This window comes from Cupriavidus sp. USMAA2-4 (genome assembly GCF_001854305.1).
In the GTDB taxonomy this organism is placed as follows: domain Bacteria; phylum Pseudomonadota; class Gammaproteobacteria; order Burkholderiales; family Burkholderiaceae; genus Cupriavidus; species Cupriavidus malaysiensis.
Genome location: NZ_CP017749.1, coordinates 2,221,569 through 2,234,193, shown reverse-complemented (window position 1 = coordinate 2,234,193; position 12,625 = coordinate 2,221,569). Strand labels below are relative to the sequence as shown.

The following is a 12,625-nucleotide window of genomic DNA, read 5'->3' as shown; positions in this document are numbered from 1 at the left end:
CGCTTACTTCGCCGTCGGCATGACGAACTCGGCGCCCTTCTCGATGCTCTCCGGCCAGCGCTGCATGATCGACTTCTGCTTGGTGTAGAAACGCACGCCCTCCTCGCCGTAGGCATGCATGTCGCCGAACAGCGAGCGCTTCCAGCCGCCGAAGCCGTGCCAGGCCATCGGCACCGGGATGGGCACGTTGATGCCGACCATGCCGACCTCGATCTGCTGGCCGAATTCGCGCGCCGCATTGCCGTCGCGGGTGAAGCAGCTCACGCCGTTGCCGAACTCATGGGCATTGATCAGGCGCACGGCCTCGGCCATGTCCTTGACCCGCACGCAGGACAGCACCGGCCCGAAGATCTCTTCCTTGTAGATGGTCATCTCGGGCGTGACGTGGTCGAACAGCGTGCCGCCCATCCAGAAGCCCCCGGCGCAGCCCGGTCCGGCCGAGGCGGGGTCGAAGTCGCGGCCATCGACCAGCAGCTTGGCCCCCTCGGCCACGCCGCGCTCGATGTAGCCGGTGATGCGCGCATGCGCCGCGCGCGTCACGATCGGCCCCATCTCGGCGGCGAGGTTCTCGCCGTCCAGCACCTTGAGCGAGCGGGCGCGCTCCACCAGGCGCGGCATCAGCCGCTCGGCGACATCGCCGACCAGCACGGCCACGCTGATCGCCATGCAGCGCTCGCCGGCCGAGCCGTAGGCCGCGCCGATCAGCGCGTCGACGGCCTGTTCGATGTCGGCGTCCGGCATCACCACCATATGGTTCTTGGCACCGCCCAGCGCCTGCACGCGCTTGCCGTGGTGCGCGCCGGTCTCGTAGATATAGCTGGCGATCGGGGTGGAGCCGACGAAGCTGAGCGCGCGCACGTCGGGGTGCTCGACCAGCGCGTCGACCGCCACCTTGTCGCCCTGCACGACGTTGAAGACGCCGTCGGGCAGGCCGGCTTCCTTGAGCAGGTCGGCGATCATCAGCGACGGGCCGGGATCGGTCGGGCTCGGCTTCAGCACGAAGGTATTGCCGGTGGCCAGCGCCACCGGGAACATCCACATCGGCACCATCACCGGGAAGTTGAACGGCGTGATGCCGGCCACCACGCCCAGCGGCTGGCGCAGCGTCCAGTTGTCCATGCCGGTGGAGACCTGGGCGGTGTAGTCGCCCTTCAGCAGTTGCGGCACGCCGCAGGCGAACTCGACGATGTCGATGCCGCGCGCGACTTCGCCCTGGGCGTCGGTGAACACCTTGCCGTGCTCGGCGGTGATGGCGTGGGCCAGCGCGTCCTTGTCGCGGTTCAGCAGTTCGAGGAAGCGGAACAGCACGCGCGCGCGGCGGATCGGCGGCGTGCCGGCCCAGGCCGGGAACGCCGCGGCCGCGGCGGCGACGGCGGCATTCACTTCGGCTACGCCGGCCAGCGCGACATGGCCGGTCACCTGCCCGCTGGCGGGATTGGTCACTTCCTGGCTGCGGCCCGAGGCGCCGACGGTGCGGCGGCCGCCGATATAGTGTTCGATGGCGTGCTGGATGCTGGACATGGTTTGTGCTCCGATGGACTGTCTCTGCATCCAGTCTAAGAATCCTCCGCGCACGCGCCAAGCCCCGCCGTGGCAAACTGCTTGTTTATTTTTCTAAACAATTCATCGTGAAAGCCAAGAACAAAGAAGAGATCTGGGGCCATCTCCACTGGCTCACGGTGCTGGCGCAGCAAGGCAGCTATACCGCCGCCGCGGCCTACCTGAACGTCACCAAGGGCGCGGTCAGCCAGCGCATCGCCGACCTGGAGCGCGCCGCCGGCGTGCCGCTGGTGCAGCGCACCACGCGCAGCGTGCGGCTCACCGACGCGGGACAGCGGCTGGTCGAGGAGGTCGGCGCGCCGTTCGAGCAGATCGCGCGCAGCTTCGCCGGCGTGCGCGACACCGCCGGCGAGCCGCGCGGCGTGCTGCGCGTCACCGCGCCGGTCGCCTTCTCGCGCCAGCAGCTGGTGCCGCGCCTGGCCGGCTTCTTCGAGCGCTATCCGGACATCCGGCTCGAACTGGAACTGTCGGACAAGCTGCGCGCGCTGGCGCTGGAGGGCTTTGACCTCGCCATCCGCCACACCATGGCGCCGCCCGACACCCATGTGGCCTGGGCGCTGTGCCCCACCCGCAACGTGCTGGTGGCGAGCCGGGCCTACCTGCGCCGGCGCGGCCATCCCGCCACCCCGGCGGACCTGGCCGGCCACGACTGCCTGTACTACCCGCGCACGCGCGAAACCCCGGCCTGGCATTTCGTCGAGGCCCGGCCCGGCGCGGGCCAGGCCAGGCCGCGCGTCACCGTGCCGGTCTCCGGGCCCTTCTGCGCCACCAACAGCGAAGCACTGCGCGACGCCGCGCTGGCCGGCCTCGGCATCGCCCTGGTGCCGGACTTCACCGCGCAGTCGGCGCTGCAGGGCAACAAGCTGGTCGAGGTGCTGGACGAATGGCTGCCGGTCGGCGCCTTCCCGGACCAGATCTTCGCCATCCGGCCGTACGCGGCACATGTGCCGCGGGCGGTGTCGGTGTTCGTCGAATGGCTGCGGACGGCCTTGCAGGGGGGCTTCGCCCCGGCCGCGCGGGTGCGGCGGGAAGCCTGACGCACCCGTCCCCGCCGGCTGCGGTGCTCAGAACAGGTGCCGGATGCCGGCCATCACGCCGACCCGCGTGGTGCTGTCCACCCCCGACAGCGGCTGACCGCCCCAGTACTCGGTCTCGCGCCCGACCGCCCCGCCACGCGCGCGCGTGGCGTCGGCCTCCAGGAACAGGCTGGTGCGCTTCGACAACGCGTAGTCGAGCACCGCGGCGACGCTGTCGGCCCGGCCGCCGCCCAGCCACACCGGCGTGGCCTGGAACTGCGTGGTGACGTCGCCGCGCTGCCGGTAGTGGTAGTACGCACCGGATACGTGGAGCGCCGGAGTGAGCTGGTAGCCCACGCCGACGAAGCCGATGCCGAAGCGGGCGTCGCCGGCGGCTTCCCGCCGCCCCATGTGCCCGGCGTAGAAGGTGGCCTTGCCCAGCACATAGGAGGCGCCGGCCGAGTAGTTGTGCAGCGTGTTGCCGCCGCCCGCCACGCGGCGCTGGTCGTAGGCGACGCCGACCGACAGCGCTCCCTGCTGGAACATCAGCCCGCCACCGAAGGTGCTGCCGCGCGCCAGGCTGCCGGGCTGTCCGCCCAGGCCGTAGTCGAGCTGGACCGACACCGGCCCCAGCGTGTGCTTGTAGACCACGCTATGGTTGATGCGGTAGTCCTGGAAGAAGATGTCGCCGCCGGTATAGAGCGGGTCCGACCAGAAGTTGCCCCAGCTCTGGTCGAGCGGGTTGAAGGCCCAGCCGATATTGTTCAGCGCGTTGTACTGCCGGCCGAAGGTCAGGCTGCCCCAGGTGCCTGTCAGCCCGGCATAGGCCTGGCGCCCGAACAGGGCGTTGTAGGCGGTCCTGCCATCGTCGGTGCCGAAGCCGTTCTCCAGCAGGAAGACGGCCTGGTTGCCGCCGCCCAGTTCTTCCGTCCCCTTCAGGCCCCAGCGGCTGCCGCCGATGCCGCTGGACACCAGTTCGGCCTGGTTGTCGTGCCTGCCGTCGAGGTTCGAGGTATAGCGCACGGCGGTGCTGATGACGCCGTACAGTGTGACGCCGGGCTCCGCTTGCGCGGCGGCAGGCAGCAGCGTGCCCGCCAGCAGCCACAGGCTGGCTCTGTGTTTCATCGGTGATCTCCTCCGGATGCCGGCGGCCCGCGGGCTCGCATGCCATGGGGCGCCGGCTGTCTCTTCTGGTTCTTGGGTCCTGCCCCGCCGGCGCGATGGCCCGGCTCGCCGGCCTTACAGGTCGAGCACGATCCGCTGGCCCTTGGCCCGCGACACGCAGATCATCAGGCTCCGCTGCGCGCGCTTTTCCGCCTCGCTCAGGTACTGGTCGAAATGCTCGGCCTCGCCGTCGAGAATGCGGGTCTCGCAGGTACCGCAGACGCCCTCGCGGCACAGGCACTCCACCTCGGCGGCGTTGTCGCGCTCGATCGCCTTGAGGATCGATTCTCCCGGCGCCACCTCCACGGTCCGCCCCGAGCGCGCCAGCACCACCGAGAAGGCGTCGCCCGCCTGCGGCGGCGCCGCGAACTGCTCCCAGTGCACGCGTTCCGGCGCAATGCCGGCTGCCTGCGCCGCCGCGCGCACCGCATCGATCAGCGGCGCCGGTCCGCACACATAGATGTGCGCCCCGGCCTGCAGGCCGCGCGCCAGGCCATCCAGGTCCAGCTTCTGGCCCAGGCTGTCGACGTAGAAGCGGGCCGTGCCCGCGCCGGCCTGCCGCGACTGCGCGACGATCTCGTCGCGGAACGCCCCGTGCTCTTCGGCGCGATAGGCATAGTGCAGCTCGTGCGACGCGCCACGCTTGCGCAACTCATGCATCTGCGACAGGAACGGCGTGATGCCGATGCCGCCGGCGACCAGCACGTGGTGGCTGGCCTGCGCGCTCAGCGCGAACAGGTTGTTCGGCGTGGTGATGGCGAGGCCGTCGCCTTCCGCCACCTTGTCATGGAGGAAGGCCGAACCGCCCTTGGACGCCTCTTCGCGGCGCACGCCGATCTGGTAGTGGCCCAGCTCGTCGGGGGATCCCATCAGCGAGTAGGCGTTGCTGTAGCGGCGCGCGCCGTCCTGCATCTGCACGATGACGTGGCTGCCGCCGGTGAACGGCGGCAGCGGCCCGCCGTCCGCCGCCGCCAGGGTGAATCGCTTGATCAGGGGAGTGGCGCGCTCGATGCGCGCCACCCGGACCTGGAGGGTCTGATAAGAATTGGCCATATTGCCGCCTTTCTGCCTGTCTTGATCTCTTGCCGCCCGAGCCGCCGCACAGCGGCTTCCGGCGCTGTGCGGCGCTTTACGGCGCCTTCCGACGCCTTCCGACGCTTTACAGCGCCATGCAGAGGTACTTCATCTCCAGGTAGTCCTCGATGCCATGGCGCGAACCCTCGCGCCCCAGGCCGGACTGCTTGATGCCGCCGAAGGGCGCGACCTCGTTGGAGATCAGGCCGGTGTTGATGCCCACCATGCCGTACTCCAGTCGTTCCGCCACGCGCCACACGCGCGCGATGTCGCGGCTGTAGAAGTAGGCGGCAAGGCCGTAGATCGTGTCGTTGGCCATGCGCACGACTTCGCTCTCCGCATGGAAACGCACGATCGCCGCGACCGGCCCGAAGATCTCCTCGTCCAGCACGCGCATGCCGGGGCTGACCCCGGTGAGCACGGTCGGCTGGAAGAACTGCCCGCCGGCGGCGTGCAAGCCGCCGCCCAGCGCCACGGTGGCGCCTTTGGCCACTGCGTCCGCCACCAGTTCGCTCACCTTGCCGACCGCGCGCCCGCTGATCAGGGGTCCGATCTCGCTGTCCGGCTCCAGGCCGCTGCCGACACGCAACGCCGCCACCTTGGCCACGAAGCGGTCGACGAAGCGGTCATAGACGGTGTCGTGCACGTAGAAGCGGTTCACGCAGACACAGGTCTGGCCCGCGTTGCGGTACTTGGCCTGCAACGCGCCTTCGACCGCCGCGTCGACGTCCGCATCCTCGAAGACGATGAAGGGCGCATTGCCGCCCAGTTCGAGCGAAACCTTCTTCACCGTGCCCGCGCATTGCTGCATCAGCAGCCGCCCGACCGGCGTGGAGCCGGTGAAGGAGAGCTTGCGCACATGGGCATGGCCGCTCAGCTGGCTGCCGATGGCGACGGCGTCCCCGGTGATGACATTCAGCACGCCGGCCGGCACGCCTGCGCGCAGCGCCAGCTCGGCCAGCGCCAGCGCGCTGAAGGGTGTCTCGTTGGCTGGCTTGACCACCATCGTGCAGCCGGCGGCAAGTGCCGGCGCGGCCTTGCGCGCGATCATCGCGGCGGGGAAGTTCCACGGCGTGATGGCGGCGCACACGCCGATCGGCTCGCGCACCACCACCAGCCGCTTGTCGGCCGCCGGCGACGGGATCACCTCGCCGTAGAGACGCTTGGCCTCCTCGCCGAACCACTCGACGAAGGAGGCGGCATAGCGCACTTCCCCGCGCGCCTCGTGCAAGGGCTTGCCCTGCTCGCGCGTCATGATGAGCGCCAGGTCTTCCTCGTGCTGCAGGATCAGTTCGAACCAGCGGCGCAGCACGGCCGCCCGTTCCCTGGCGGTGCGCCCCTTCCAGCCCGGCAGCGCGGCGTGGGCGGCTTCGATGGCCGCCACGGCGTCGCCCGCGCCCATGCCGGGCACCGTGCCGAGCAGCGCCCCCGAGGCCGGATCGTGCACCGCCACGGTGGCACCGTCCGCGGCATCGGTCCACTCGCCACCCAGCATCGCCTGCTGGCGGAACAGGGCTTTGTCATTGAGTTGCATCATGCTCTCCCTCGACACCGCTCAGCCCGCCTCGTATTCCTTGGCCACCTTGCGGTGGAAATGCACGATGCCGTGCTCGCTGATGCCGCTGCGCTGCCGGTCGACCATGATCCGGCCCTGGCCGCGATAGCCGCGCGACTTGAGGCCGCGCTGCACGCTTTCCACCAGGCGCAGGTCCTCGGGGCGGAACACGTCGCGGTACCACTCGACCAGCTTCTGCTGGGCCTCGGTCAGCTCCTTATTGAGGAAGTAGATCTCGTAGTGCTGCAGCGTGACTTCCGCGCTGGCCGGAAACTCGTAGATCACGGTCATGAAGTCGCCGCCCGGCGGCACGTTGAACATGGTGCACGGCCACGCCCAGAAACCGCTGAAGCTGGGGTCCTTGATCGAGTCGTCGAGCTTGAACGACTTCTCCGACGACTTGGCCAGGCCGAACTGCAGCGTCCAGTTGCCGTGCAGGGTATGGGTGTACTTGTCCACCTGCACCGAATCGGAGAAGCCCGGGTGCGCCGGGCCGCAGTGGTAGCACTCCATGTAGTTGTCGACGATGCTCTTCCAGTTGGCCGGCGTCTCCGTGACAAAGCGGGCACCCAGGTGCAGGCGGTCGACCACCGGGCAGGCGGCGCGCAGGCGGGCCTCCAGGCCGGGCAGCTGCGCCTCGACGGTGCCGGCCTCCGGGTTCATGTTGATGAAGACGAAGCCGGCGTACTCCTCCACCTTGACCGGCACCAGGCTGGCCTTGCTCTTGTCGAAGTTGGGCACGTTGTCGCAATTGCGGGCCAGCGCCAGTTCTCCGTCGAGCTTGAAGGTCCAGGCGTGGTACGGGCAGGTGATCACGTTGCGCGCGCGGCCGCTGCCCGACAGCAGTTGGTGGCCGCGGTGCGGGCAGACGTTGTAGAAGGCGCGCAGCACGCCCTCGCGGTCGCGCAGGACGACGATGCTCTCGCCGATGATCTCGCGCGTCACATAGTCGTTGGGCTCGGCCAGCTCGCTGCGATGGGCCACGCAGATCCAGCTGTCGGCGAAGATCTTCTCCTTCTCGTAGGCGAAGACCGACGGCTGGGTGTAGTACGAGGCCGGCAGGGTCCACGCGTTCTCCTCGTCCGCGCAGAAATTCTCGGGCAACTGTTCGATCGGCTTCATCAGTTCACTCCTCGGGTTAACCGTTAAATATTGTTTAACTTTCTTGCGTAAAAAAAATGCCTGGGCGGGCAGCGTCGCTTGCAGGTGCGGCGCGGATGCCAGCACTCATCCGTTGGCGATGGCGGTCTGCCGTTCGCCCGCGCCGGCCGGCTCGCGGCCATCGGCCGTGGCGGCGGACTCCAGCGGGGGCACGCTCTCGATCAGGTGCGCCGGCACATCGGCATAGTCCTGCAGCAGCCAGCGGAACAGGCCGAACAGCTTGACGGCCAGGATGGCCAGGAAGGGGATGGCCGTCAGCACCACCGCGGTCTTCATGGTTTCCAGCGAGGCCTTGGTGAACAGCATGGCCAGCGGCACCAGGGTCAGCATCACGCACCAGAACACGCGGCTGCCCGGCGCCGGGTCCTGCCCTTCGGCGAGATTGCGGGTCGTGGTGGCGGCCACCGCATAGGCCACTGCATCGACGTGGGCGGCGAGGAAGACGATCATGATGGCCAGGTAGACGGCGAGGAACAGCTTGCCGGCCGGCAGCGCCGACAGCAGCATCTCGACCGCGGTCTCGCCGCCGAACTGCTTCAGGATGGCGGGCACGTCGATGGTTCCCGTGAGGAACTGGTGCATGCTGTAGCTTTCCAGCGCACCGAAGAAGAACCAGCAGCCCACGCTGCCGCCGAGCAGCAGCGCATAGATGACCTCCTTGATCTTGCGCCCCTTCGACACACGTGCCACGAACATCGCCACGCCGGGCGAATAGGACACCCACCAGAGCCAGTAGAACACCGTCCAGCCGCGGCTGAAGGCGCCGTCGCCGGTGGGATCGGTGAACAGGCTCATGTGCACGTAGTTCTGCAGCATCAGGCCGAGGCCGTTGACGATGTTGTTGCCGGTGAACAGCGTCGGGCCGATGGCGAACACCACCGCGGCCAGCAGCAGCGCCCCCCAGCACACCATGTGGCTGAGGCGCTGCATGCCGCCATCGATGCCGATGTAGGAACTCATCGAGAACAGCACCGACACGCCGACGATGACGATCAGCTGCATGGTGAAGGTGTCCGGCAGGCCGAACAGGCCGGACAGGCCGCGGGTGAAGGTCGACGCCGTCAGGGCGATCGACACCGTGAGCGCACCGAACATGGTCAGCAGGAAGATCAGGTCGACCAGGCGGCCCACCGCGCCGGTGGCGCGGAAGCCGGTGACAGCCTCGACGACGGCGGCGAGGTTCAGGCCCTTGTTCTTGCGCACATGGAAGTGATAGGCCATGGCCAGCGACGGCAGCGCGTACACCGCCCAGGCGCTCAGGCCCCAGTGGAAGAATGAATAGCTGATGCTGTATTCCAGCGCCTCGCGCGATCCCTTGGGCAGGTTGAGGCCGGGCGACTGGTAGTAGTAGACCCATTCCATCACGCCCCAGTACATGGTCGACGAGCCCATGCCGGCACAGATGAACATGAACACCCACGACAGCGTGGAGTACTCGGGCTTGCCTTCGCCGAGGCGGATGTTGCCGTACTTGCTGAAGGCCAGCGCGATACAGGCGATCACGCAGCCGAACACGAAGACCTGGACCAGCGAGCCGAAGGAACGCGTGGACCAGTCGAACAGCACGGCAGCGGTGGCGGCCGCTTGCGCGGGCCAGTAGGTCATGGCGACGACGGTGACCAGCACGGCGGCGAGCGTGCAGGCGGTCAGGAACCCGTCGCGGCGGGGCATGGATGTTTTCAAGTGGATCTCCTCCGGTGCGTCTTGGCGCACGAGTGTTCTGTAGCGGGCTTGCCTGCCGGTGGCCGCGGGTGGGACGGAATCGCGGCTTTCTGCTTCTGTCGATGCTTTCCTTGCTTTTTGTAAACCATTGGTTTACCGTAACCTTTGGTTTACGAAGCTAATGTAAGCACTTTTCCCGGCATGCACAAGTACCGATGGGGTATTCCCTGTGTTGGTGGCAGACGTGGTGATCCGTCGATGCCGCACGCCCGTTGGCGTGCGGCACCTCCGGCTCGCCGTGATGAGGCTATGGCGTCAGAGCGCCTCGGCGATCGCCTTGCCGACGTCGCTGGTGCCGGCGCGGCCGCCGGCATCTGGCGTCAGCGGCCCCTCGCGCAGCACGGTCTCGATGGCGGCAAGGATGGCATCGTGCGCCTGGCGGCCCGGCGCACCGCCAAGGAAGTCGAGCATCATGGCACCCGACCAGATCATGCCGATCGGGTTGGCGATGCGCTTGCCGTAGATGTCCGGAGCCGATCCGTGCACCGGCTCGAACAGCGAGGGGAAACGCCGTTCCGGGTTCAGGTTGGCCGAAGCCGCCAGCCCGATGGTGCCGGTACAGGCCGGGCCCAGGTCCGACAGCAGGTCGCCGAACAGGTTGGAAGCGACCACCACGTCGAAGCGCTCCGGCTGCAGCACGAAGCGCGCGCACAGGATGTCGATGTGCTGGCTGTCCCAGGCCACCTCAGGGTAGTGCGCGCCGACCGCGGCGGTCCGCTCGTCCCACCAGGGCATGCTGACAGCGATGCCGTTCGACTTGGTGGCCGAGGTCAGCCTGCGGCGCGGGCGCGCGCGTGCCAGTTCGAAGGCATAGCGCAGGATGCGGTCGGTGCCGTGGCGGCTGAACACCGACTGCTGCATCACCACTTCACGCTCGGTGCCCTCGTACATGCGCCCGCCCACCGCGCTGTACTCACCCTCGGTGTTCTCGCGCACCACCAGGAAGTCGATATCGCCCGGCTGCTTTCCCGCCAGCGGGCAGGGCACGCCCGGCAGCAGGCGCACCGGGCGCAGGTTGACATACTGGTCGAACTCGCGGCGGAACTTGAGCAGCGAGCCCCACAGCGAGACGTGGTCGGGCACCTTCTCCGGCCAGCCTACGGCGCCGAAGTAGATGGCGTCGAAGCCGTCGAGTTGGGCCTTCCAGTCGTCCGGCATCATGCGGCCGTGGCGCAGGTAGTAGTCGCAGTTGGCCCAGCCGAAGTGACGGACCTCGATGGGCAGGTCGAACTTGCGCGCGGCGGCCTCGACGACGCGCAGCCCCTCGGGCAGCACCTCGTTGCCGATGCCATCGCCGGCGATGGCGGCAATGCGGAATGGTGTGGTCATGTTGGCTTGTGCTCTCTGTCTCTGTGCAAGGAACACAGCAAGCTTGCCAACAAACCGCTCGCGGCACAGCCGCCCCTCCGTGGATACCAGGAGTACGAATCGTGAACAATCTCCCGCCGCTCGACGACCTGCGCGTGTTCCTGCTGGTGGCGCAGCGCGCCAGCTTCATCGCCGCCGCGCAGGAGCTGGGCAGCTCGCCGGCCTATGTCAGCAAGCGCATCAAGCTGCTGGAACAGGTGATGGGGGCGAAGCTCCTGCACCGCAGCACCCGGCAGGTCTCGCTCACCGAGAACGGCGAACGCGTGCGGCGCTGGGCGCTGCGCATGCTCGACGAAGTCGGACAACTGCTCGACGATGTCTCCGCCGCCGGCGGCACGCCGCGCGGCCTGGTGCGCATCGGCAGCAGCGTGGGCTTCGGCCGCCGCCATGTGGCGCCCCTGCTGTCCAGCCTGAGCGCGGCCCATCCCGGCCTGGAGATCCGCTTCGACGTCTTCGACAAGCTGGTCGACCTGATCGCCGAGGGCATCGACCTGGACATCCGCATCGGCAACGAGATCGCCCCGCACCTGATCGCGCGCCGGCTGGCGCGCAACTGGCGCGTGTTGTGCGCGGCGCCGGCCTACCTGGCCGTCCACGGCCGGCCGCGGACGCTGGAAGACCTGTCCACGCACAACTGCCTGGTGACCAAGGAGCGTGACCATCCCTTCGGCGTCTGGCGCCTGGGCGGACCGGACGGCCAGCGCAACGTCAAGGTGCGCGGCACGCTGTCCTCCAACCATGGCGAGATCGTGCACGGCTGGGCCCTGGGCGGCCGGGGCATCATGCTGCGCTCGCTGTGGGACGTGCGCGCCAGCCTGGCCGCCGGCACCCTCGAGCAGGTCCTGCCGGACTACCGCCAGGATGCCGATATCTGGGCGGTGTATCCTTCTCGGCTTTCGGGCTCGGCGCGGCTGCGTGCCTGCGTCGAGTTCTTCGAGAGGCATCTGCACGAGGCCTCGATCCAGAATGCCGGGCCATGACTGAGAACAGCTTTGCTTTCCGCCTGAAGGAACTCCTCGAACACAAGAAACTGACCTTGCAGGCCGTGGCGACGGCGCTGCAGGTCTCGCGGCCGGCCGTGCACAAGTGGACCAAGGGCGGCGAGATCGACTACGAGAAGCTGCGCAAGCTCGCCGCCTTCCTCGGCGTCAACTGGATCTGGCTGCGCTATGGCGAGCAGGCCCGGCGCGAACTCGACGACGCCGGCGCCGTGACACTGCCGATGACGGACGTGCGGCGCCGCTATACCGCCGAGATCATGGAAAGCGAGGCCCGCATGAAGCTGGCCCAGGAGGGCGCGCGCATCGTCACCTGGGAATGGAACCTGGTCACCGACGACGTGGCCTACTCCGCCAATGTCGAGTCGGTCTACGGCTGGCATATCGACAGCAACGCCAGCTTCTGGAAGCACGTGCATGCCGACGACATCGCCATGATGAACGCGGCCTACGAGGAGTCGCTGCGTACCGGGCATGCGCACGAGTTCGACTTCCGGCTGATCCAGCCGGACGGCAGCATCCGCTGGATCTCCTCGCGCGCCACGCCGATGCGCGAATTCGACGGCCGCATCGTCAAGATCGTCGGCATCAGCATGGACAACACCGCGCGCAAGCTGACCGAGCAGTCCCTGCGTGACCAGCAGCAGCGTTTCCAGGTGATGTTCGACCTGGCGGCGGAAGGCATGGCGATCCTGGACACCGGCCTGCGCTGCGAGTCAGCCAACCTCGCCCTGGCGGCCATGCTGGGCACGGACCGCGAGGCGCTGCTGGGCGCCGGACTGGCAAGTGCCTTCGCCGATGGCGGCGGGCGGCTGCGGCGCATGCTGCGCGGCAGGCCCCAGGCCGATTTCCAGGCCGAACTGCTCGCACCCGACGGCACCGCGCTGGCCGTCGGCATCCGTGCCACCCTGGTACGGAACGCGGACAGCGACACCACCGGCGATCACGCCAGCGGGTACTTCGCCGTCGCCATCCGCCCCGCCTGAAGCGGCGCTGCCGCCCTCCCC

At 68.4% G+C, this 12,625-nt stretch carries 10 protein-coding genes; 3 read left to right on the top strand and 7 right to left on the bottom strand.

The genetic code is table 11. From position 1 onward, the window contains the following. Positions 1-3 precede the first annotated feature (3 nt). Positions 4-1,521, bottom strand: coding sequence for a CoA-acylating methylmalonate-semialdehyde dehydrogenase (locus BKK79_RS29765; RefSeq protein ID WP_071039607.1), 1,518 nt, complete (start codon positions 1,519-1,521; stop codon positions 4-6). A 107-nt stretch (positions 1,522-1,628) separates the two neighbouring features. Here BKK79_RS29765 and BKK79_RS29760 point away from each other — a divergent pair, with 107 nt between their 5' ends. Next, a complete protein-coding gene (locus tag BKK79_RS29760; protein ID WP_071039606.1) occupies positions 1,629-2,597 on the top strand; it encodes a LysR family transcriptional regulator in 969 nt (322 codons plus the stop codon). A 27-nt stretch (positions 2,598-2,624) separates the two neighbouring features. On the opposite strand, the gene BKK79_RS29755 is transcribed toward BKK79_RS29760, so the two are convergent. The 6 genes from BKK79_RS29755 to BKK79_RS29730 all read right to left on the bottom strand — a co-directional run bounded on the left by BKK79_RS29755 (position 2,625) and on the right by BKK79_RS29730 (position 10,581). Then, entirely contained in the window at positions 2,625-3,701 is a 1,077-nt protein-coding gene (locus BKK79_RS29755) for a porin (RefSeq protein ID WP_071021341.1), read from the bottom strand. Positions 3,702-3,815: 114 nt separating this feature from the next. After that, a complete protein-coding gene (locus tag BKK79_RS29750; RefSeq protein ID WP_071021344.1) occupies positions 3,816-4,793 on the bottom strand; it encodes a PDR/VanB family oxidoreductase in 978 nt (325 codons plus the stop codon). 106 nt (positions 4,794-4,899) lie between these two features. After that, positions 4,900-6,351, bottom strand: coding sequence for an NAD-dependent succinate-semialdehyde dehydrogenase (locus BKK79_RS29745; protein ID WP_418235912.1), 1,452 nt, complete (start codon positions 6,349-6,351; stop codon positions 4,900-4,902). An 18-nt stretch (positions 6,352-6,369) separates the two neighbouring features. After that, a complete protein-coding gene (locus tag BKK79_RS29740) occupies positions 6,370-7,491 on the bottom strand; it encodes an aromatic ring-hydroxylating oxygenase subunit alpha (RefSeq protein WP_071039605.1) in 1,122 nt (373 codons plus the stop codon). Between the two features lie 105 nt (positions 7,492-7,596). Beyond that, positions 7,597-9,213: a BCCT family transporter gene (locus BKK79_RS29735; protein ID WP_269466358.1), complete on the bottom strand. Its 1,617-nt coding sequence runs from the start codon at positions 9,211-9,213 to the stop codon at positions 7,597-7,599. Positions 9,214-9,507: 294 nt separating this feature from the next. Further along, positions 9,508-10,581 (bottom strand): tartrate dehydrogenase, encoded by a 1,074-nt coding sequence (locus tag BKK79_RS29730; protein WP_071021353.1) that lies wholly within the window; start codon positions 10,579-10,581, stop codon positions 9,508-9,510. A gap of 101 nt (positions 10,582-10,682) precedes the next feature. On the opposite strand from BKK79_RS29730, the gene BKK79_RS29725 reads away from it, so the two are divergent. Further along, complete coding sequence (locus BKK79_RS29725) at positions 10,683-11,600, top strand: LysR substrate-binding domain-containing protein (RefSeq protein WP_071021355.1); 918 nt, start codon at positions 10,683-10,685, stop codon at positions 11,598-11,600. Further along, a complete protein-coding gene (locus tag BKK79_RS29720) occupies positions 11,597-12,604 on the top strand; it encodes a PAS domain-containing protein (RefSeq protein ID WP_071039603.1) in 1,008 nt (335 codons plus the stop codon). The genes BKK79_RS29725 and BKK79_RS29720 overlap by 4 nt, the downstream gene beginning before the upstream one ends. Positions 12,605-12,625 lie beyond the last annotated feature (21 nt).

Coding starts and splice junctions, on each gene's coding strand:
- BKK79_RS29730 (WP_071021353.1), bottom strand. CDS start 10,581: ATGACCACACCATTCCGCATTGCCGCCATCGCCGGCGATGGCATCGGC.
- BKK79_RS29720 (WP_071039603.1), top strand. CDS start 11,597: ATGACTGAGAACAGCTTTGCTTTCCGCCTGAAGGAACTCCTCGAACAC.
- BKK79_RS29740 (WP_071039605.1), bottom strand. CDS start 7,491: ATGAAGCCGATCGAACAGTTGCCCGAGAATTTCTGCGCGGACGAGGAG.
- BKK79_RS29745 (WP_418235912.1), bottom strand. CDS start 6,351: ATGATGCAACTCAATGACAAAGCCCTGTTCCGCCAGCAGGCGATGCTG.
- BKK79_RS29750 (WP_071021344.1), bottom strand. CDS start 4,793: ATGGCCAATTCTTATCAGACCCTCCAGGTCCGGGTGGCGCGCATCGAG.
- BKK79_RS29755 (WP_071021341.1), bottom strand. CDS start 3,701: ATGAAACACAGAGCCAGCCTGTGGCTGCTGGCGGGCACGCTGCTGCCT.
- BKK79_RS29765 (WP_071039607.1), bottom strand. CDS start 1,521: ATGTCCAGCATCCAGCACGCCATCGAACACTATATCGGCGGCCGCCGC.